The organism is Enterobacter sp. WP_7_1, assembly GCF_003688535.1.
Classification (GTDB): domain Bacteria; phylum Pseudomonadota; class Gammaproteobacteria; order Enterobacterales; family Enterobacteriaceae; genus Enterobacter; species Enterobacter asburiae.
In genome coordinates, this window is record NZ_REFK01000005.1 from 100,066 (window position 1) to 119,938 (window position 19,873).

The 19,873-nt window shown below is 53.2% G+C and carries 19 protein-coding genes; 13 read left to right on the plus strand and 6 right to left on the minus strand.

Translation table 11 applies throughout. From position 1 onward, the window contains the following. Positions 1-9 precede the first annotated feature (9 nt). Positions 10-261, minus strand: coding sequence for a glutaredoxin 3 (gene grxC / locus BJ885_RS19090; protein WP_023309914.1), 252 nt, complete (start codon positions 259-261; stop codon positions 10-12). Positions 262-272: 11 nt separating this feature from the next. Continuing rightward, entirely contained in the window at positions 273-704 is a 432-nt protein-coding gene (locus BJ885_RS19095) for a rhodanese-like domain-containing protein (RefSeq protein ID WP_023309913.1), read from the minus strand. 247 nt (positions 705-951) lie between these two features. Between BJ885_RS19095 and gpmM the strand changes: the two genes are divergently transcribed. From gpmM to BJ885_RS19110, 3 genes are read left to right on the plus strand one after another with little or no spacing between them, the layout of a single operon-like run. Beyond that, the gene (gpmM, locus tag BJ885_RS19100; RefSeq protein ID WP_048975591.1) at positions 952-2,496 is read left to right on the plus strand and encodes a 2,3-bisphosphoglycerate-independent phosphoglycerate mutase; all 1,545 of its coding nucleotides are present in this window, start codon (positions 952-954) and stop codon (positions 2,494-2,496) included. A 33-nt stretch (positions 2,497-2,529) separates the two neighbouring features. Further along, positions 2,530-3,789 carry a murein hydrolase activator EnvC gene (gene envC, locus BJ885_RS19105; protein ID WP_229231479.1) on the plus strand — a complete coding sequence of 420 codons (1,260 nt, stop codon included), beginning with the start codon at positions 2,530-2,532 and terminating at the stop codon, positions 3,787-3,789. Positions 3,790-3,792: 3 nt separating this feature from the next. Next, positions 3,793-4,725, plus strand: a complete 933-nt coding sequence (locus tag BJ885_RS19110; RefSeq protein WP_121932606.1) for a divergent polysaccharide deacetylase family protein — start codon at positions 3,793-3,795, stop codon at positions 4,723-4,725. A 3-nt stretch (positions 4,726-4,728) separates the two neighbouring features. Here the strand turns inward: BJ885_RS19110 and BJ885_RS19115 are convergent, their stop codons facing one another. Continuing rightward, positions 4,729-5,529, minus strand: a complete 801-nt coding sequence (locus tag BJ885_RS19115; protein WP_121932605.1) for a glycosyltransferase family 2 protein — start codon at positions 5,527-5,529, stop codon at positions 4,729-4,731. 205 nt (positions 5,530-5,734) lie between these two features. On the opposite strand from BJ885_RS19115, the gene BJ885_RS19120 reads away from it, so the two are divergent. Further along, a complete protein-coding gene (locus BJ885_RS19120; RefSeq protein ID WP_121932604.1) occupies positions 5,735-6,940 on the plus strand; it encodes a glycosyltransferase in 1,206 nt (401 codons plus the stop codon). Positions 6,941-6,955: 15 nt separating this feature from the next. Beyond that, a complete protein-coding gene (locus tag BJ885_RS19125; protein WP_032661890.1) occupies positions 6,956-7,870 on the plus strand; it encodes a hypothetical protein in 915 nt (304 codons plus the stop codon). Positions 7,871-7,897: 27 nt separating this feature from the next. On the opposite strand, the gene tdh is transcribed toward BJ885_RS19125, so the two are convergent. Both tdh and kbl read right to left on the minus strand, forming a co-directional pair. Beyond that, positions 7,898-8,926 (minus strand): L-threonine 3-dehydrogenase, encoded by a 1,029-nt coding sequence (gene tdh, locus BJ885_RS19130; protein ID WP_023309906.1) that lies wholly within the window; start codon positions 8,924-8,926, stop codon positions 7,898-7,900. Between the two features lie 9 nt (positions 8,927-8,935). Further along, positions 8,936-10,132: a glycine C-acetyltransferase gene (gene kbl, locus BJ885_RS19135; protein WP_048996487.1), complete on the minus strand. Its 1,197-nt coding sequence runs from the start codon at positions 10,130-10,132 to the stop codon at positions 8,936-8,938. A gap of 215 nt (positions 10,133-10,347) precedes the next feature. Between kbl and rfaD the strand changes: the two genes are divergently transcribed. Genes rfaD through BJ885_RS19165 form a run of 6 tightly spaced genes read left to right on the plus strand, consistent with a single transcriptional unit; the run spans position 10,348 to position 16,545 of the window. Next, positions 10,348-11,280 carry an ADP-glyceromanno-heptose 6-epimerase gene (gene rfaD, locus BJ885_RS19140; RefSeq protein WP_008502707.1) on the plus strand — a complete coding sequence of 311 codons (933 nt, stop codon included), beginning with the start codon at positions 10,348-10,350 and terminating at the stop codon, positions 11,278-11,280. A 2-nt stretch (positions 11,281-11,282) separates the two neighbouring features. Then, positions 11,283-12,329, plus strand: a complete 1,047-nt coding sequence (gene rfaF, locus BJ885_RS19145) for an ADP-heptose--LPS heptosyltransferase RfaF (RefSeq protein WP_029740812.1) — start codon at positions 11,283-11,285, stop codon at positions 12,327-12,329. 3 nt (positions 12,330-12,332) lie between these two features. After that, positions 12,333-13,316: a lipopolysaccharide heptosyltransferase RfaC gene (rfaC, locus tag BJ885_RS19150; protein ID WP_047646707.1), complete on the plus strand. Its 984-nt coding sequence runs from the start codon at positions 12,333-12,335 to the stop codon at positions 13,314-13,316. Positions 13,317-13,319: 3 nt separating this feature from the next. Beyond that, entirely contained in the window at positions 13,320-14,429 is a 1,110-nt protein-coding gene (locus tag BJ885_RS19155; RefSeq protein ID WP_121932603.1) for a glycosyltransferase family 9 protein, read from the plus strand. A gap of 5 nt (positions 14,430-14,434) precedes the next feature. Then, positions 14,435-15,343 (plus strand): glycosyltransferase family 2 protein, encoded by a 909-nt coding sequence (locus BJ885_RS19160; RefSeq protein ID WP_121932602.1) that lies wholly within the window; start codon positions 14,435-14,437, stop codon positions 15,341-15,343. Then, positions 15,331-16,545 carry an O-antigen ligase gene (locus tag BJ885_RS19165; RefSeq protein WP_121932601.1) on the plus strand — a complete coding sequence of 405 codons (1,215 nt, stop codon included), beginning with the start codon at positions 15,331-15,333 and terminating at the stop codon, positions 16,543-16,545. Before BJ885_RS19160 ends, BJ885_RS19165 begins: the two co-directional genes overlap by 13 nt. A gap of 24 nt (positions 16,546-16,569) precedes the next feature. Here BJ885_RS19165 and BJ885_RS19170 read toward each other — a convergent pair whose 3' ends face one another. Continuing rightward, complete coding sequence (locus tag BJ885_RS19170) at positions 16,570-17,526, minus strand: polysaccharide deacetylase family protein (protein WP_121932600.1); 957 nt, start codon at positions 17,524-17,526, stop codon at positions 16,570-16,572. Between the two features lie 150 nt (positions 17,527-17,676). On the opposite strand from BJ885_RS19170, the gene rfaQ reads away from it, so the two are divergent. Together rfaQ and BJ885_RS19180 are read left to right on the plus strand one after the other, a co-directional pair. Beyond that, the gene (gene rfaQ, locus BJ885_RS19175) at positions 17,677-18,747 is read left to right on the plus strand and encodes a putative lipopolysaccharide heptosyltransferase III (RefSeq protein ID WP_121932599.1); all 1,071 of its coding nucleotides are present in this window, start codon (positions 17,677-17,679) and stop codon (positions 18,745-18,747) included. Further along, positions 18,744-19,871, plus strand: a complete 1,128-nt coding sequence (locus BJ885_RS19180) for a glycosyltransferase family 4 protein (RefSeq protein WP_121932598.1) — start codon at positions 18,744-18,746, stop codon at positions 19,869-19,871. Before rfaQ ends, BJ885_RS19180 begins: the two co-directional genes overlap by 4 nt. Positions 19,872-19,873 lie beyond the last annotated feature (2 nt).

The window sequence follows — 19,873 nt, forward strand, 5'->3', positions numbered from 1 at the left end:
TAAAGTCTCTTAGCTCAGCAGCGGATCGAGTCCACCACGGGCGTCGAGCGCATACAAGTCATCACAGCCGCCAATGTGCTGCGCATCAATAAAAATCTGCGGAACCGTCGTGCGACCACTACGTTTGATCATCTCTTCGCGTTTAATCGCGTCACCGTCGATCGGCAGTTCCTGGAACGTGACGCCTTTGCTGTTCAGCAGCGCTTTCGCACGATGACAGAACGGGCACGTCGCTTTGGTATAGATCTCAATATTGGCCATGACTGAACTCCTTATTTACCGCGAACCAAAGGAAGATTTTCCCCGCTCCAGCCGGAAATACCTTCTTTCAGTACCGTTACGTTTTCGAAGCCTGCTTTATGAAGCGCGCTGGCAGATTCCTGTGCCTGCATGCCGGTCGCATCGACAACGATAATCGGCTGGGCTTTGTGTTTCTCAAGCTCACCGACGTTGTTCGCTTTGATTTCAGCTGGCAGCAGGTTGATTGCGCCCGCAATGTGACCTTTACGGAAATCGTCACGCTGACGCAGATCGACCACGACGGCATCTTCTTTGTTGATCAGACGCGTCGCTTCACCACGGGTGATAACCTTAATTTTAGACGTCAGGCTCTTAAATGTGGTGAACAGCACAGCAGCCAGCAGGCCAATCCACGCGATGCTCAGAACCGGATGGCGGCTAACGAATTGCATAATTTCTTGCATGGAGGGTAACTACTCCCGACTAAGTGATAAAAAAAACCAGGACAGGAGTATACCTGTGCGTTCTGGCAAATACAGCCAGCGACCATAACCTAATCCATTTTCTGCGGCATGCCACCTAAAAAAATGCCTCAAAATGGTCTGGTGAACATCTTGCCCCTGCGCTTTCTTTGATCTTCTGCGGCTATTTGATCGATTCAGCTGTAGTAAAATTACGCAAATTTTGACTCTTGAGCATGAGGTTGTCGCAATGTCGGTTTCTAAAAAACCTATGGTACTGGTGATTCTGGATGGCTATGGCTACCGTGAAGATAGCCAGGATAACGCTATTTTCAACGCCAAAACCCCGGTCATGGATGCCCTGTGGGCGAAACGTCCGCATACGCTGATTGACGCGTCTGGCCTGGAAGTGGGCCTGCCGGACCGCCAGATGGGCAACTCCGAAGTCGGTCACGTAAACCTGGGCGCCGGGCGTATTGTGTATCAGGATCTGACGCGTCTGGACGTTGAAATCAAAGAACGCACCTTCTTCTCCAACCCAACGCTGTCTGGCGCGGTCGATAAAGCCGTTGCCGCTGGCAAGGCCGTACACATCATGGGCCTGCTCTCTGCGGGCGGCGTGCACAGCCACGAAGATCACATCATGGCGATGGTTGAACTGGCCGCCGAGCGCGGTGCGGAAAAAATCTATCTGCACGCCTTCCTGGACGGTCGCGATACGCCACCACGCAGTGCAAAAGGCTCTCTGCAAGCCTTCGAAGAGAAATTCGCCGCGCTGGGCAAAGGCCGCGTAGCGTCCATCATTGGCCGTTACTACGCTATGGACCGCGACAACCGCTGGGATCGCGTTGAACAGGCCTATGACCTGATGACTCTGGCCAAAGGTGAATTCCAGTTCGCGACCGCCGTTGAAGCGCTGGAAGCGGCCTATGCACGTGATGAAAACGACGAATTCGTGAAAGCGTCAGTGATCCGCGCTGAAGGCCAGGCCGACGCCGCCATGGAAGATGGTGACGCACTGATCTTCATGAACTTCCGCGCTGACCGCGCGCGTGAAATCACCCGTGCGTTCGTTAACAGCGACTTCGACGGTTTTGCCCGCAAAAAAGTGGTAAACCTCGATTTCATCCAGCTGACCGAATACGCCGCAGACATCAAAGCGCCTTGCGCGTATCCGCCAGCATCTCTGGCAAACACCTTTGGCGAGTGGATGGCGAAGAACGACAAAACGCAGCTGCGTATTTCCGAAACTGAAAAATACGCGCACGTCACCTTCTTCTTTAACGGCGGCGTTGAAGAGCCGTTCAAAGGCGAAGACCGCATTCTGATCAACTCCCCGAAAGTCGCTACCTACGATCTGCAGCCAGAAATGAGCTCTGCAGAATTGACTGAAAAACTGGTTGCGGCCATCAAGAGCGGTAAGTACGACACCATCATCTGTAACTACCCGAACGGCGACATGGTTGGGCATACCGGGGTGATGGAAGCGGCAGTGAAAGCGGTTGAAGCGCTGGACCACTGCGTTGAGCAGGTAGCGAAAGCGGTTGAATCCGTTGGCGGCCAGCTGCTGATCACCGCTGACCACGGTAACGCTGAACAGATGCGCGACCCGGCGACCGGCCAGGCGCACACGGCCCATACCAACCTGCCTGTTCCGCTGATTTATGTGGGTGATAAATCACTGAAAGCAGTGGAAGGCGGCAAGCTTTCTGACATCGCGCCAACCATGCTGTCGCTGATGGGTATGCCGATCCCTGAAGAGATGACTGGTAAGCCGCTGTTCATCGTGGAATAATCGCTCCCCATGAGGGGAAAGGCGATTTTTTCAATCACATGGGTCGTGAAGCCGCTTAGGTTATCAGTCAGACCTCTGTTTTACGCCAGCGCACTCAGCGCTGGCGTATTGCTGTGCGCCGCATCCGCCCACGCGGATGACCGCGACCAGCTGAAATCCATTCAGGCCGATATCGCCGCCAAAGAGCGTGCGGTACGCCAGCAGCAGCAGCAACGCTCCGCCCTGCTCGCCCAGCTTAAGCAGCAGGAAGAGGCGATCTCCGCCGCCACGCGTAAACTCCGTGAAACGCAAAACACCCTCGCCCAGTTGAATAAACAGATCGACGAGATGAACGCGTCGATTGCCAAACTCGAGCGCCAGCGTGACGCGCAGGAGCGCAATCTTGCCGCACAGCTTGATGCCGCATTCCGTCAGGGTGAACATACCGGACTCCAGCTGATCCTCAGCGGCGAAGAGAGCCAGCGCGGTCAGCGCCTGCAGGCCTACTTTGGCTATCTCAACCAGGCGCGTCAGGAGACGATCGCGCAGCTGAAGCAGACGCGCGAAGAGGTCTCCACGCAAAAAGCCGAGCTGGAAGAGAAGCAGAGCCAGCAGCAGACATTGCTCTACGATCAGCAAGCCCAGCAGGCGAAGCTTGAGCAGGCTCGCAACGAGCGTAAGAAAACCCTTTCCGGCCTTGAATCCTCCATTCAGGAAGGTCAGAGCCAGCTCAGCGAAATGCGCGCCAACGAATCAAAACTGCGTAACAGCATCGCCCGTGCGGAAGCGGCGGCGAAAGCGCGCGCCGAAAAAGAGGCTCGCGAGGCGCAGGCCGTTCGCGACAAACAGCAGGAAGCGTCCCGTAAAGGCACGACCTACAAGCCAAGCGAGAGCGAACGTTCCCTGATGTCGCGTACCGGCGGTTTGGGCTCTCCTCGCGGTCAGGCTTTCTGGCCCGTTCGCGGTTCAATTCTGCATCGCTATGGCGAACAGCTGCAGGGTGAGCTACGTTGGAAAGGGATCGTTATCGGTGCGTCTGAAGGTAGCGAAGTGAAAGCCATCGCCGATGGCCGCGTAATTCTGGCCGACTGGCTGCAGGGTTACGGACTGGTGGTGGTGGTCGAACACGGTAAAGGTGACATGAGCCTTTACGGCTACAACCAGAGCGCGCTGGTCAGCGTCGGCACGCAGGTGCGCGCAGGCCAACCCATCGCCCTTGTGGGCAGCAGTGGCGGTCAGGGCCGCCCGTCACTCTATTTCGAAATTCGTCGCCAGGGTCAGGCGGTCAATCCACAGCCGTGGTTGGGAAGATAAGTTTTGCTTCAATTTCGTCGAATGGTTTTCTCCGTCGTCAGCGCGCTGGCGCTGGCTGCACCGGTATATGCAGGTAAACTCGCTATCGTGATTGATGACTTCGGTTATCGTCCACACTATGAAAATCAGGTGCTGGCGATGCCGTCGGCCATTTCTGTCGCCGTTCTTCCAAATGCGCCCCACGCGCGTGAGATGGCGACCAAAGCCCATAACAGCGGTCATCAGGTGCTGATCCATCTGCCCATGGCCCCGCTCAGCAAGCAGCCGCTGGAAAAAGACACTCTGCGCCCGGACATGAGCAGCGAGGAGATCGAGCGCATCATCCGCGACGCCTACAACAAAGTGCCGCATGCCGTAGGGCTGAACAACCATATGGGCAGCGCGATGACATCAAGCCTGTACGGGATGCTCAAAGTGATGCAGGCGCTGGAACGCTACAACCTCTACTTCCTCGACAGCATGACCATCGGCAACAGCCAGGCAATGCGTGCCGCTCAGGGAACGGGCGTAAAGGTGATTAAGCGTAAGGTGTTCCTGGATGATACCCAGAACGACGCCGATATCCGCATGCAGTTTAATCGCGCGGTACAGCTGGCACGCCGCAATGGCTCAGCCATCGCCATCGGTCATCCGCACCCGTCTACCGTTCGCGTTCTGCAGCAGATGCTGCCGACCTTGCCTGCCGATATCACGCTGGTGCGTCCGAGCGATCTGCTGAACGAGCCGCAGGTGGATACCTCTACACCAAATTCTGCGCAGCCTGCCCCGACAGCGCCGCGTAATCCGTTCCGCGGCGTGAAACGCTGTGTACCTAAGCAACCGCTTGAACCGGTCTATGCAACCCGCTTCTTCTCCGTCATCGGAGACAGCATCAGTAACAGTACGCTGGTGAATTACGTCCAGCAGCAGTGGCAGGGATGGGGTAAGAAAGCCTGACGCTTATTTCGCAATCTGAGAGTCCGTCTGCTCGTTAGCAACGGGCTCTTTTTTTTCCTGATACTGATACCAGGATTTGAAATACTTCAAAAAGCTATAGGCTGTGGCGTACAGTCCCGTCGCCACCCCCACTTTGCCCTTACGCCAGGCGCCGCTAAACAGATACCATTTGAAAAAAGCCCCGATGGCGCTGATTACGCCGCGCCCAATTGAGGGCCGTATTTTTTGGTATTGAACCAGGCGGGTTGTATAACAATTTAATTTGTTAAAAAGCTCATGCAGCGTGGGAAACGTATCATGTTTTACATAACCCGGAATACGTTCACAACGGAGAAAGCCTTCGACCTGATCGTCTACCGGTCGGTTATTAAACCGAGACTGGTTACGGTTAAAAAGACGCACAGGATAATCAGGGGATGAAACAGGATAAATCGTCCGGACTTCCTCACCCAGAACAAACCAGTAGCGGCATATTTGCCATGCCATTCCCGGGTCTGGCTCATCGCCTGCTTTTAACGTTAAAACGGCATTAACCGTTTCCTGGTCAAGAATTTCGTCGCTGTCGATGCACAGGACCCAGTCATTGCTGGCTAAGGATATGGCATAGTTCATCTGCTCGCCATGCCAGCCAAATTTTTTATAGACGGGTTGCAGTCCAAAGCTTTCACAAATATATCGTGTTTTGTCCGTACTGCCAGAATCGACCACGACAACTTCATCCGCTATTTTCAAAAGAGGCGGGATAACATCGTGCAATAATCTTTCAGAATTAAACGTTAATAAGCAGACCGTTATTTTAAACATTTACCCACTCTCAATAGCAGCCTAAATTAATATTATTAATACTATATAAATGAGTAGAGACGATTAAAGTCCTGAATCACACTTTTCAAATAAGCACGCTTGAAATGTTGTCTAATCCTGAAGCGCAATAAAATAGAAAAATCTATTTTATTTCAACAGATTCTTTATAATGCAGTCAGATGAAGGGTAGCACACGGATTCAGACATGCCGCACAAAAGTAAAATTCTCCTCCTGGATACGGGTAAAGAATGGGGGGGAGGCACCAACAGTATGCTTGAGCTCCTGAAGCGAATTAATCGCGATAAATTCGATATTACCTGTTGTTTTTACAGTGATTATAGTCGTGCTGAAGGTGAGACAATTGGCCAGGTGCTCAACGGCATCGGCATCCCGCTCATCGTGATCCCTCAACGTCCGCAGCCGGTCTGGGCCAAATTGCTGAAGGAAGCGGGACGTAGCCTGCTGTTTTTCTCACGCGGCGCCCGCAAGGCATTTACGCGTCATGTGGATATCATGTGGCGCATCAGGCCTAACGTCAGCAAAATCGAAACCCTTTTCACGCAGGGCGGTTTCGATACGCTCTATATGAATAACCAGCCGGGCTCAAATGAGGAAGGCTATCTGGCGGCGGCGAACCTGAAGGCGCGGGTGATCCAGCACTGCCGCATTGAGCCTGTTTTAACCCCGCCGCTGGTAAAGCTGGTTAATGCCCATGCCACAAAAATCATCGCGGTCTCGCACGGCGTTGAACGCGTGTTGCTTGAGCATGGCGTCCGGCCCGAACTGTGTACGACGGTCAATAATGCCATCGACATCCACCAGCCCTTACCTGACCGACGCGCGATGCGCCAGCGCCTGAACATTGATGACGACACGTTTGTGTTCGGCAGTATCGGGTCGTTAATCCCTCGCAAAGCCAACCACCACACGCTGGAGGCGCTGGCACAGTTCAGCCAGAAGCATCCCCAGGCGAAATGGAAAATGGTGCTGGTCGGAGAAGGTGCCGAACGCCGCGCTTTAACAGAACAGGCCCGAGCGCTGGGAATTGAATCCCGCGTCATCTTCACCGGTTTTCAGAATACCCCCTTTGATTACCTCGCTACGTTTGACGCCTTTATTCTCGCCTCAAAAAGTGAAGGGCTGCCGCGCGTGGTGCTGGAAGCGATGCTTCTCAATATCCCTGTGATTGGCTCTCAGGTGACCGGCACGGCGGAATTGATTGATCATGATTCGACAGGGCTGCTCTTCCCCTGGAGCGATGTTTCACAGCTTGCACAGCATCTGGACAATATCTGGGCAGACGCGGAGCTGCGGGCTCGACTGGCTGCGGCTGCATACCAGAACGTCTGTCATACCTATGCCATCGAAAACTATGTCAGCGGTGTCGAAGCCGTGCTTGGCGCGCACTAACCAAACGAGATAACTATGTTTAAATTTCTTAATGCTCGCTATCGTCATATCACCGGGCGACACAACATTCCTTACAGCTCTCTGCCCGTGACGGGCGCGCTTGCTGCGGTGGATTCTATTGTGATTCCGTGTACCGGCGCAGATTTCGTCGAAGAAGCATTACTCTCTGCCACCTTCGCGGAACGCTACGCCACCGGGGTGAGCGAAATCGTCATCGTCAGCGATCAGCCTGAATCCGCCTTTGGGGTACTGCCACCGAAAACACGCGTAGTGACCCTTAACCTTCCCGTACGTGAGGAAGGTTACCGCTATAAGCAGATCTACCTCAGCCGTCTGGTGAAGCTTAACGCCCCGCTGCAGGCGCGCGGTGAAGGCGTATTGATGATCGATTCCGATCTCAACCTGCTGAAAATGCCCGAGATCAACATGGCCGACATGCACATCTACTCCAGCTTCCGTCAGGGCAAAATGATTGCCAAGCTGGACGGTGCGCCAGCGGAGAAAGTGCCGGCGTATTACAAGGAGACGGTGCGCCCATATCTGGTCGATCACGTTAACGGCGCGTTTCTTGCGGCAACTAAAAAAACCTGGCGCCGTATCTGCCCGCTGTGGCTGACGCTGTTCCAGGATACCTGGGAGCTGATGGACGACACGCAGCCGCCGACCGATCAGCTGCCGCTCGCCGCGCTGCTGGACATGCTGGATTTAAAAACGGTTAACCTGGGCGACTGGATGAACTGGCCAGTCTCCAAGAAAATCGGCGGTCAGGAAGCCGTTGTACCGAAAGAGGTGATTGGCGCGCACGGCGGTTTCCCTCTCTCCGAATGGCAGAAGTATCTTGAATCGCCGGATAACAAACTGCTGTTCAAAGGTCAGGACTACACCCGCAAGGTGCGTTACCTGACGGACGAAGAGAAAAAGAATCAGTGAAAAAAGGGGCCTCAGGCCCCTTTTTGATTACTTATCCCAGCTCAGGATCACTTTCCCTGACTGGCCGGAACGCATCGCGTCGAAGCCCTGCTGGAACTCATCGATGGAGAAACGGTGAGTAATAATCGGGGACAGATCCAGACCGGACTGGATCAGCGCCGCCATCTTGTACCAGGTCTCGAACATCTCGCGGCCATAGATGCCCTTGATGAACAGCCCCTTGAAGATGACTTTGTTCCAGTCGATAGACATATCTGACGGCGGAATACCCAGCATCGCGATACGGCCACCGTGGTTCATGGTGTCGAGCATGGTGCGAAATGCCGGCGGCGCACCGGACATCTCCAGGCCAACGTCAAAGCCTTCGGTCATGCCCAGCTCTTCCATCACGTCGGTCAGGCTCTCTTTCGAAACATCTACCGCGCGGGTGACGCCCATTTTGCGCGCCAGCGACAGACGGTATTCGTTCACGTCGGTGATCACAACGTTGCGCGCGCCCACGTGCTTCGCTACGGCTGCCGCCATAATGCCGATTGGGCCCGCACCGGAGACCAGCACGTCTTCACCGACCAGGTCGAAGGAGAGCGCCGTGTGCACCGCGTTGCCGAACGGGTCGAAGATGGAGGCCAGATCGTCAGAGATATTGTCCGGGATTTTGAACGCGTTAAACGCCGGGATCACCAGGTATTCCGCGAAGCAGCCCGGACGGTTTACGCCCACGCCAATGGTATTACGGCACAGGTGCGTACGTCCGCCGCGGCAGTTACGGCAGTGGCCGCAGGTGATATGGCCTTCACCGGAGACGCGGTCGCCAATTTGGAAGCCTTTCACTTCCTGGCCGATACCCACCACTTCACCGACATATTCGTGACCGACAACCATCGGTACCGGAATGGTTTTCTGCGACCACTGGTCCCAGTTGTAGATGTGAACGTCAGTACCGCAGATGGCGGTTTTACGAATTTTGATCAGCAGATCGTTATGACCGACTTCCGGCTCCGGCACGTCGGTCATCCAAATCCCTTCTTCCGCTTTCAGTTTGGATAACGCTTTCATCACACGTCCTCAGGCAATTACGCCCAGCTGTTTGCCGATGCGGGTAAAGGCTTCCACCGCACGCTCAATTTGTTCAGGCGAATGCGCCGCAGACATCTGGGTGCGGATACGCGCCTGACCTTTTGGCACCACCGGGAAGAAGAACCCGGTGACGTAAATCCCTTCTTTCTGCAGCTCGCGGGCAAATTGCTGCGCGACGACCGCATCGCCCAGCATCACCGGAATGATCGCGTGGTCAGCACCGGCCAGGGTAAACCCTGCGGCGCTCATTTTTTCACGGAACAGACGGGCGTTGGACCACAGGCGGTCGCGAAGCTCAGCGCCGGACTCCACCATCTCCAGTACCTTGATGGAGGCGGCAACAATCGCCGGTGCCAGGGAGTTGGAGAACAGATACGGGCGGGAGCGCTGACGCAGCCACTCGACCACCTCTTTACGCGCGGCGGTATAGCCGCCGGACGCGCCGCCGAGCGCTTTGCCCAGCGTACCGGTGATGATGTCCACGCGACCCATCACGTCACAGTATTCGTGGGAACCGCGGCCGTTTTCGCCGACAAAACCAACCGCGTGAGAGTCATCGACCATCACCAGCGCGTCGTATTTATCCGCCAGGTCGCAAACGCCCTTCAGGTTGGCGATCACGCCGTCCATGGAGAACACGCCGTCGGTGGCGATCAGCACGTGGCGAGCCCCCGCTTCACGCGCCTCTTTCAGGCGCGCTTCCAGCTCGACCATGTCGTTGTTGGCGTAGCGGAAACGCTTCGCTTTACACAGGCGTACGCCGTCGATGATGGAGGCGTGGTTCAGGGCATCGGAGATAATCGCATCTTCTGCGCCAAGCAGGGTCTCAAACAGACCGCCGTTGGCGTCAAAGCAGGAGGAGTACAGAATCGCGTCTTCCATTCCGAGGAAGCTCGCCAGCTTTTGCTCAAGCTGCTTGTGGCTGTCCTGCGTACCGCAGATAAAGCGTACGGAGGCCATGCCGAAACCGTGGGTGTCCATGCCGTTTTTTGCAGCGGCAATCAGCTCAGGGTGATTCGCAAGACCTAAATAGTTGTTCGCACAAAAGTTGATCACATGGCTGCCGTCGGCAACGGTGATGTCCGCCTGCTGGGCAGACGTGATAATACGCTCTTCCTTGAACAACCCTTCCGCACGTGCGGTGTCGAGGTCGCTGTTTAACTGTTTGTAAAAATCACCACGCATTGCAATTCTCCAGACTCGGCAAATTTCGGGACATATTACCCAAACCTATAGTTCATGACGAGATGACACGTCATCTCTTGTCGTTTTTGCAGCATAAATCACGCGTACCCCTGCGCTGTGAAGGTGAATGGCTGAAGGGCAGCCATACTAATGATATGATAGAGACATTAGCGTCCGGGATTGTCCCCGGGCTCCACACTTCAAAGGTTACAGTTATGATCATCGTTACCGGCGGCGCGGGCTTTATCGGCAGCAATATTGTTAAGGCTCTCAATGACAAAGGCATCACCGACATCCTGGTGGTTGACAACCTGAAAGACGGCACCAAGTTCGTCAACCTGGTGGATCTGAACATCGCTGACTACATGGATAAAGAAGACTTCCTTATCCAGATTATGGCAGGCGAAGAGTTCGGCGAGATCGAAGCCATCTTCCACGAAGGTGCGTGCTCTTCCACCACCGAGTGGGACGGTAAGTACATGATGGACAACAACTATCAGTACTCCAAAGAGATCCTGCACTACTGCCTGGAGCGTGAAATTCCGTTCCTGTATGCCTCTTCCGCGGCAACCTACGGCGGTCGCACCTCTGACTTCATCGAGTCCCGCGAGTACGAGCAGCCGCTGAACGTCTACGGTTACTCCAAATTCCTGTTCGACGAGTACGTGCGTCAGGTGCTGCCAGAAGCGAACTCGCAGATTGTCGGCTTCCGTTACTTCAACGTCTACGGACCGCGCGAAGGCCACAAAGGCAGCATGGCGAGCGTGGCGTTCCACCTGAACACCCAGCTGAATAACGGCGAAAGCCCGAAACTGTTCGAAGGCAGCGACGGCTTTAAGCGCGACTTCGTTTACGTGGGCGACGTTGCCGCAGTGAACCTGTGGTTCTGGGAAAACGGCGTATCCGGCATCTTCAACCTGGGTACCGGCCGCGCGGAGTCCTTCCAGGCGGTGGCTGACGCAACGCTGGCGTATCACAAAAAAGGCAGCATCGAGTACATTCCGTTCCCTGATAAGCTGAAAGGCCGTTATCAGGCGTTCACCCAGGCCGATCTGACCAACCTGCGCGCCGCAGGCTACGACAAGCCGTTCAAGACCGTTGCCGAAGGCGTAACGGAATATATGGCCTGGCTGAACCGCGACGCATAAGTATGAAGATTCTGGTGATCGGCCCGTCATGGGTGGGCGACATGATGATGTCGCAAAGTCTCTATCGCACGCTCAAGGCGCGTTATCCCCAGGCGATAATCGACGTGATGGCACCCGCGTGGTGCCGTCCGCTGTTGTCGCGTATGCCGGAAGTGAACGAGGCGATCCCGATGCCGCTTGGACACGGGGCGCTGGAAATTGGCGAACGCCGTAAACTCGGCCATAGCCTGCGCGAGAAGCGCTACGATCGGGCGTATGTCCTGCCAAACTCCTTTAAATCCGCCCTGGTGCCCTTTTTTGCGGGCATTCCACATCGCACCGGCTGGCGCGGTGAAATGCGCTACGGCCTGCTGAACGATGCGCGGGTGCTGGATAAAGAGGCCTGGCCGCTGATGGTGGAGCGCTATGTGGCGCTGGCCTACGACAAAGGCGTGATGCGCAGTGCGCAAGACCTGCCGCAGCCCCTGCTCTGGCCACAGCTTCAGGTTAACGACGGTGAAAAATCCCAGACCTGCAGCGCGTTTGGTCTTTCGTCTGAACGCCCGATGATTGGCTTCTGCCCCGGCGCCGAGTTCGGCCCGGCAAAACGCTGGCCGCACTACCACTATGCGGAGCTGGCGAAACAGCTGATTGACGAAGGCTACCAGATTGTCCTGTTCGGTTCGGCAAAGGACCACGAGGCAGGCAACGAAATTCTCGCGACGCTCAGTAATGAACAGCAGGCCTGGTGCCGCAACCTGGCGGGAGAAACGCAGCTTGAACAGGCGGTTATTCTGATTGCCGCCTGTAAGGCCGTGGTCAGTAACGATTCGGGCCTGATGCACGTCGCTGCCGCGCTCAACCGCCCGCTGGTGGCGCTGTATGGCCCAAGCAGCCCGGACTTCACGCCCCCGCTTTCTCATAAAGCGCGCGTCATCCGCCTGATCACCGGCTACCATAAAGTTCGCAAGGGCGATGCCGCAGAAGGCTACCATCAGAGCCTGATCGACATTACGCCAGAGCGCGTTCTCGAAGAGCTTAACGAACTGCTGTTGAGCGAAGAAGGATAACGAATGCGGGTACTGATCGTTAAAACTTCTTCGATGGGCGATGTTCTGCATACGCTGCCGTCGCTGACGGACGCGATGCGGGCCGTTCCCGGCATTCGTTTTGACTGGGTGGTGGAGGAAGGCTTCGCGCAGATCCCCACCTGGCATGAAGCGGTTGACCGCGTGATCCCGGTGGCGATTCGCCGCTGGCGCAAAGCGTGGTTCTCCGCGCCGATTAAAGCCGAACGCAAAGCCTTCCGTGAGGCGGTGCAGGCGCAGCGTTACGACGCTATCATCGACGCCCAGGGGCTGGTGAAAAGCGCCGCGCTGGTCACGCGTCTGGCACACGGCGTAAAGCACGGCATGGACTGGCATACCGCCCGCGAACCGCTGGCGAGCCTGTTCTATAACCGCCGCCACCACATCGCAAAGCAGCAGCATGCCGTCGAACGTACCCGCGAGCTGTTTGCAAAAAGCCTCGGCTACGCGAAACCGGAAACCCAGGGCGACTACGCCATTGCGCAGCACTTTTTGCGCAATACAGATCCCTGTGCTCAGCCTTATCTTGTCTTCCTGCATGCCACAACGCGCGACGATAAACACTGGCCGGAATCGCACTGGAGAAGCCTGATTGAACTAATGCAACCCACCGGCATCCATATTAAACTGCCCTGGGGCGCTGAACATGAGCGGCAGCGTGCAGAGCGTCTGGCAGCAGGCTTTTCACACGTCGAGGTATTGCCGAAACTCACGCTGGCGCAGGTTGCAGCGCAGCTGGCGGGAGCGAATGCTGTTGTTTCCGTTGATACAGGTTTAAGCCATTTAACCGCGGCGCTGGATCGTCCGAATATTACGATTTTTGGTCCGACCGATCCTGGATTGATCGGGGGTTACGGCAAAAACCAGCATCAGATGGTCAGCCCGACCCAGCAAACGAAGGATATCAGCGCAGATGCTATTTTTTCATTTTTACAGGGCAGCCGTTGGCTTTCCAACAGGGATATCTAACGCATGAGTTACGTATTTCTGCTGATTTTACTCTTTCCGGTGAAGCTTATCCGGAAGCTGTTCCGCAAAGAGACAGGTAAAAACCTGGTCATTCAGACAGCAAAAATCGGCGATTTTATTAATGCCACTCCCCTCCTGGCATACCTGCAAAAAAGCGACGTGCTGATCAGTCGTAGCGTGAGTGCGCTGGCAAAGCATGATGAGACGATCGATAATATTTTTTTTATCGAGCAGCATAAGCGTAACCTGTGGCGAAAGCTGGTCTTTGCCTGCCGGATAATGAACCGCTATGACAATGTCTATCTCCTGCAACCCAACAGCGTGAACCTCTTTTTCGCCTCCGTATGTAACGCTAAAAACAAACATTTTTTAAGCACATACACGCGCAGATGGTATCACGGTATTTTCTATGCAACGGCAGACGGCACTGTTGAACACGGCCGAAAGACGCTGTCTATCACGAACTATCTCAAACTGGCCGATCGCGCTCTGAGCTGGCAAGACTCGCCAAAGCACGCCACAAAGCCGCTTTTCAAACCCGCGACCTATCCGGCAATCCTCGATAAACCCGGCGTGATCCGCATTGGCATTAGCGTTGCCGCCGGGAATAAAGCAAAAACCGTTCCGCCAGTTATCTGGAAGCAAATTGCCGATCGTCTCGCCGACCTGCCCTGCGAATTTTATGTGTTTGGCGCCCCGAATGAACAATCGTGGATGGATGATATCACCCGCGCTTATGGTGAACTGCCCAACTTTATTAATCTGATTGGCAAAATCTCGCTTGAAGAGCTGCCGTGGGCCATTTCCAAAATGGATTGCTACATCGCGTCTGACTCGGGGAATGTCTATATTGCTGATGCTGTTGATGTACCAGTGGTATTGCTGTTTGGGCCTTGTTGTCATTATGAACAACGTCCCCTGGGCAACGTATTGCTGATTGGTAATGATGACAACATTTGCTCATATGTTTTTGAAACACGATATTACTTCTCACAGAGCCGGGAAGAACTCTTCGCTGTAACAGACGAAGCGCTACGTGACCTCAAAAATTTTATTTGCGAGTTACCAACAATTAACGCAACTGCATACTCCTTTGATGCTCAGGAAAACTGATTATTATGGCTTTTCTTAGCATCATTATTGCCGCGCATAACGCCAAAGATACGCTTCACACTACGTTAGAAAGCCTGCAAAACGCGATTGAAGGTGCGGGCGATGATATAGAGATCATTATCTTTAACGACAGTTCCAATGACTCAACACAGGATATTATTGAGGCGTGGCTACCAACACTTCCGAATGCGCAATCCCGATACGTTGAGTACCGTAACGTAGGTCATGTTCGAAACAGTGCCCTCTCGCTGGCCTCAGGTGAATACATTACCATGCTGGATAGCGATGATCGGATGAAACCGGGCAGCATAAGGGACGCTGTGGCGTTTCTCAAAACAGAGCGCCCTGATATGTTACTGACGCGCCTGCTGGAAATTCGCGACACTAAAAAAATTACAGCCGACTGGCAGGGATTCTCTCCGGTTGCTTTGTCGCAATATGAGGCAATAAAGCGATTCCTGCAGCACAAAGATTTTCAGGCACATCTCATCGGGCAATTTATTCATCGGAAATTGTATGTAAATAACCCGATTCCTTCGATGGTTTGCTATGAAGATTTCGCCGTATTTCCCGGCATGCTGATGCAGGCGAGTAAAATAGTCTATCAGCGTCAGGGACACTATTATTACATCAAACGTAACGATAGTTTGTCGAGCCGACTCGACGCCAGTAAAATCGCTACGCTGGTTGATTGCACATTGCAAATGGAAAAAACATTCCCTCATTCTTTTAAACATCTTGTTAATTGTCACTGGTTTGATATCTACAGAAACCATCGGCAGCATCTGAGTGACCTGCAACTTAAACTGGTTAAACAGCGGGTCAATACACTTTATTCTTTCTCTTTCTTCTTCTCCAGAGATGTACGTTTCAGCTACAAAAAAAGGGTCATTGAGGCATTATGGAAAAAGTAAAACTGCGGCTTTATCAACTGACGCTGATTTTGAGCCTTATTTCGCTTGCGCTGGCGCTGCTGAGTTCAGGTAAGCAGCGAGAGTTTTTCTATATTGCAATTTATGCCAGCATTATCGGCTTAGCGTGCGAATATAAAAAGATTACATTACGCCCATTTTCTATCGCGTTCCCGATTTTGCTGATAGGAGTTACTAACCTTATTTGGTACATGGTGTATGAGTATCATAGTGAAGGTCTTAACGCTTACAGCGATTATCTTGGTGCAAGTAAGAAGTTAATTTTAGCGAGTGCCCTCATCCTCTATCTTGACCGTTTTAAATTTTACGTCAATGAATATTCATTTCAGAAGCTGTTCTTATATTTTGCAGGCATCGGGTTCGTACTAGCCACTGCCTATGGTTTATGGCAGGCATCACAGGGTATGACACGTATTGAGATGGCCATTAATCGTGCGACCGTGTCGGCTTATGTTTACTCAGTCTTATCACTGGCCTTCATATATAGTCTTTTTCTTCAGAAAAATACTAAGCTGTATTTTATCGCTGGCCTCACTATTTTAATCTCCTGGTATATCATACTGCTGACAGGCACACGTGCCGCAATGGGTTTGTATTTGCTTCTGGCGATAGTACTGACACTCTACCACTTCAGAAGAATTCATCTTAAATCGACACTAATATTCTTATGTATTGTGGCGGGTATTGCTATCGTAAGCTACAAACCGTTAATTTCCCCCAAGATAACGCAAGCACAAGTTGAAGTAGAGAAATATCAAAGTGGCGTTGACGGTACCTCCCTTGGCTCGCGTTTTACCATGTGGAACGTGGGTATTCAGAATGGACTTAAGCATCCGCTCGGCCAATCACTGGAAAATCGTTATAACTGGACACAGCGTTATGTTAATGAGGGACATCCTAATTTAATCACTGCACTCGGCTATTTAAAAGTACATCTACATAATGAGTTTATTGAAAAATATTCTCTGCAGGGGATCCCCGGGCTGGCGATATTATTCTTTTTCTATATATCGATGATCGCTTACGCGCTTAAAAACAGGAATGGCCTGCTGCTGACGACCATGCTTCTTTTATTACTCTATGGCCTGACGGACGTCATACTGTTGAGTTCTGAGGCTTTAATCTTCTTTGTCACCGTGTTTGCGCTGAGCACACCTTTTTCGCAAACCAGACAACGTCAATAAGTGATAATGCCCGCGTCGCGGGCATTATTTTTTCTTGTATTGATAAAACTCCGCCAGCGTCATCCCCACCGTCTTATCGGATAACCAGCTAAAGAGCGTTTCTAAATCCTGATACAGCCCTTCGATCGCCGCCTCATCTTTAAACGTAGGGCTTCCGCCAGGCATAAATTCCGACGAATGAAGCATAAACTCCACGTACTCACTTCCCTGAGACAGGCATTGCTGTGCGACCTGAATCATCTGCGCCGCATTCCCACCGGACGGTCTTAGCCAGTTGACGGAGGGTGAGCGGTATTTACCGCGAAGCCTGTCGTAACCCTGTTTGATCGTGTTCAACCAGGCCGGGTGTTTATACTGAATGCTCATCGGCACTTCGAGTAATGGGCTATTGCCCGCCCGGGAAATATTATCTAAATCAATAAAATAGGCGTGATCGGGGAAATGCTGGTAATTCGTTCCGCCATTACCCTGCGGCGCACCTTTCGCATTGCGCCAGTTCACCCGCGGCGTCACGGAGCAATCAACCTGGTAACCCAGTTCAACGAGCAATTTTGCGTAGCGACTGTCAAATGCCCAACGTCCGGCACGGTGGCTTAACATTTTGGTCTGGAATGTCTCTTCCAGCAGGCGGGTCATGAACAGCACTTTCTCGCGCATCACCTCATCCGAAAATTCAATCAAATAAGGCTGCCAGCGCCAGTCGTCTCCCGTGAGATCGTGTTCCGGCGGGCTATTCCATGCGTGAAGGTGCATCCCCACCTCCCCGTGACCGCGGGCGATCGCGTCCCTGGCGAATTCGATGAAAACGGGCTCGATCGCCATCTCGTAATTGGTCAGCCACACGGGCTTAAAACCGAAACGCTCACAAAGCGCCTGGAACCGCGCCAGATAGCGCGCGTTTTCCGTTTTAATGACGCGGTGATTTTGCCAGAGATTATCGCCCTCAGTATCAATTGTGATGATAAACGCTGGTTTGTTCATAATGAGTCCGCAAGACAGGAAAGTTAGCGCTATGTTACGCACTCTCCAAAGCATGAGTAAACCCTTCCTGGGAAATTACTGAGATTATGGAGAAAGAGTGCAAGTCGCTATCAGGTCTATTAGAATTGCCATCAGTACAACGCCGATAAGATGATGATGAATAACTTACCTGACACGCCTGATTTGCGCATTTTACTTATCAAACTCCGCCATCATGGCGACATGTTGTTGACCACTCCCGTCATTGATTCGTTACGTCAAAAATGGCCGCAGGCGCAGATTGATGTCCTGCTGTATGAAGAAACGCGCGATATGCTCGCCGCGCATCCGGCGATCGGTACAATTTTTGGAATCGATCGTAAATGGAAGCAGCTGGGCACGCTGAAGCATCTTCAAAAAGAGTGGCGGCTGCTGTGTGCGTTAAGGAATCAGCATTATCATCTGGTTATTAACCTCGCCGATCAATGGCGTAGCGCAATTGTCACCCGCTTCACCGGTGCACCCGTTCGCCTTGGATTTGCGTTTAACAAACGCAATAGTGCCTTCTGGCGTTTTTGTCACACCGATCTGGTCTCTGTCGACGGTCACAAATCCCTGCATACGGTCGAACAGAATCTCTCCATTCTGGCGCCATTACCTGTCGCGTCGCAGCCTGCCGTCACCATGGCCTACGCTGCAGAAGACTGGGATCATGCCCGTCAAAGACTGACGCAGACGGGTGTGGGCGACAGCTACATCGTGATCCAGCCGACGTCCCGCTGGTTCTTTAAATGCTGGAGCGAGGACAAAATGGCGCAAACCATTACTGCACTGCAGCAGGATGGTCATACGGTTGTGCTCACAGCGGGGCCGGATAAAAAAGAGCTGGCGATGATCGATCGCATTCTCGCCGCCTCGCCGAAGACGGGCGTCGTCTCTCTGGCAGGGCAGTTAACGCTGCGCCAGCTGGCGTCACTCATCGATCATGCGCGTCTTTTTATTGGCGTTGACTCCGTTCCAATGCATATGGCCGCCGCGCTGCAAACGCCCTGCGTGGCATTGTTTGGTCCATCAAAACTGACGTTCTGGTCACCGTGGCAGGTTAAAGGGGAAGTGATCTGGGCCGGCGATTACGGCCCGCTACCCGATCCGGATGCCATTGATACCAAAACGAAAGAACGCTATCTCGACGCCATTCCCGTTGATGCTGTCGTCTCCGCCGCAAGGAGATATCTGTCATGAAACACCATCGTCTGGCCATTGTTCGCCAAAAATATCGCCCTGATGGCGGGGCGGAACGCTTCGTTTCGCGCGCGCTCACCGCGCTGAGCAATCAGAACCTTGAGCTCAACGTCATCACGCGTGAGTGGCAGGGAGAGAAGCAAGACGACTGGCATATCCACATTTGCAACCCTCAAAAATGGGGCCGCATCAGTCGAGAACGCGGATTCGCACAGGCCGCGCGCGCGCTGTGGCAGCAACAGCAGTTTGATATTGTTCAAAGCCATGAGCGCATCCCGGGGTGTGATATCTATCGCGCGGGTGATGGGGTGCATCGTCGCTGGCTGCTGCAGCGCGCGCGCATTTTACCTGCCTGGCGTGCGCAAATGCTGATGTATGACCGCTATCACCGCTACGTGATGCGCGCGGAACGGAAAATGTATCAGGCGCCAGAGTTAAAAGCCGTAATCTGTAATGCGGAGATGATCAAACGCGAAATCGTTGAAGATTTTGATATCGACGCAAAGAAAATCCATGTGATTTATAATTCTATTGATTCCAGCCGCTTCGTTCCGGCCCAGGAGGCACAGCGTGCGATTTTGCGCCAACAATTTGGTTTGCCAGCCGATGCCGTTGTGTTCTGTTTTGTAGGCTCAGGGTTTGAACGAAAAGGATTAGCCAGCGCCATACGCGCTATTGCTGGAACATCAGCCTGGCTGATTGTGGTTGGGCAAGATAAAGCAGAACGTCGTTATCGCGACCTCGCCCGTTCGTTAGGCTGCGAGGGGCAAATCCGTTTCCTGGGGATGCAAAAAGAAACTCTGCCTTTTTATCAGCTATCCGATGGTTTACTGTTGCCAACGCTGTATGATCCCTTTCCTAACGTCATTCTTGAAGCGATGGCCTGCGGCTTACCCGTCATTACTTCAGAGAGTTGCGGTGGTGCAGAGTTTATTCAACAAGGCCAGAACGGATTTTATTGTGACGCACTTGATATCAGTACATTGAAGGAAGCGGTAGCCGCCATCCCTTCGCTAGAAAAAAATAACAATATGGGACGAGCGGCACGTGAATGTGTAAAAGACGCCACTCCCGAAAAACTATCAAGTCAGCTTATTACGCTTTATCAAAAATTACTGGATTAAAA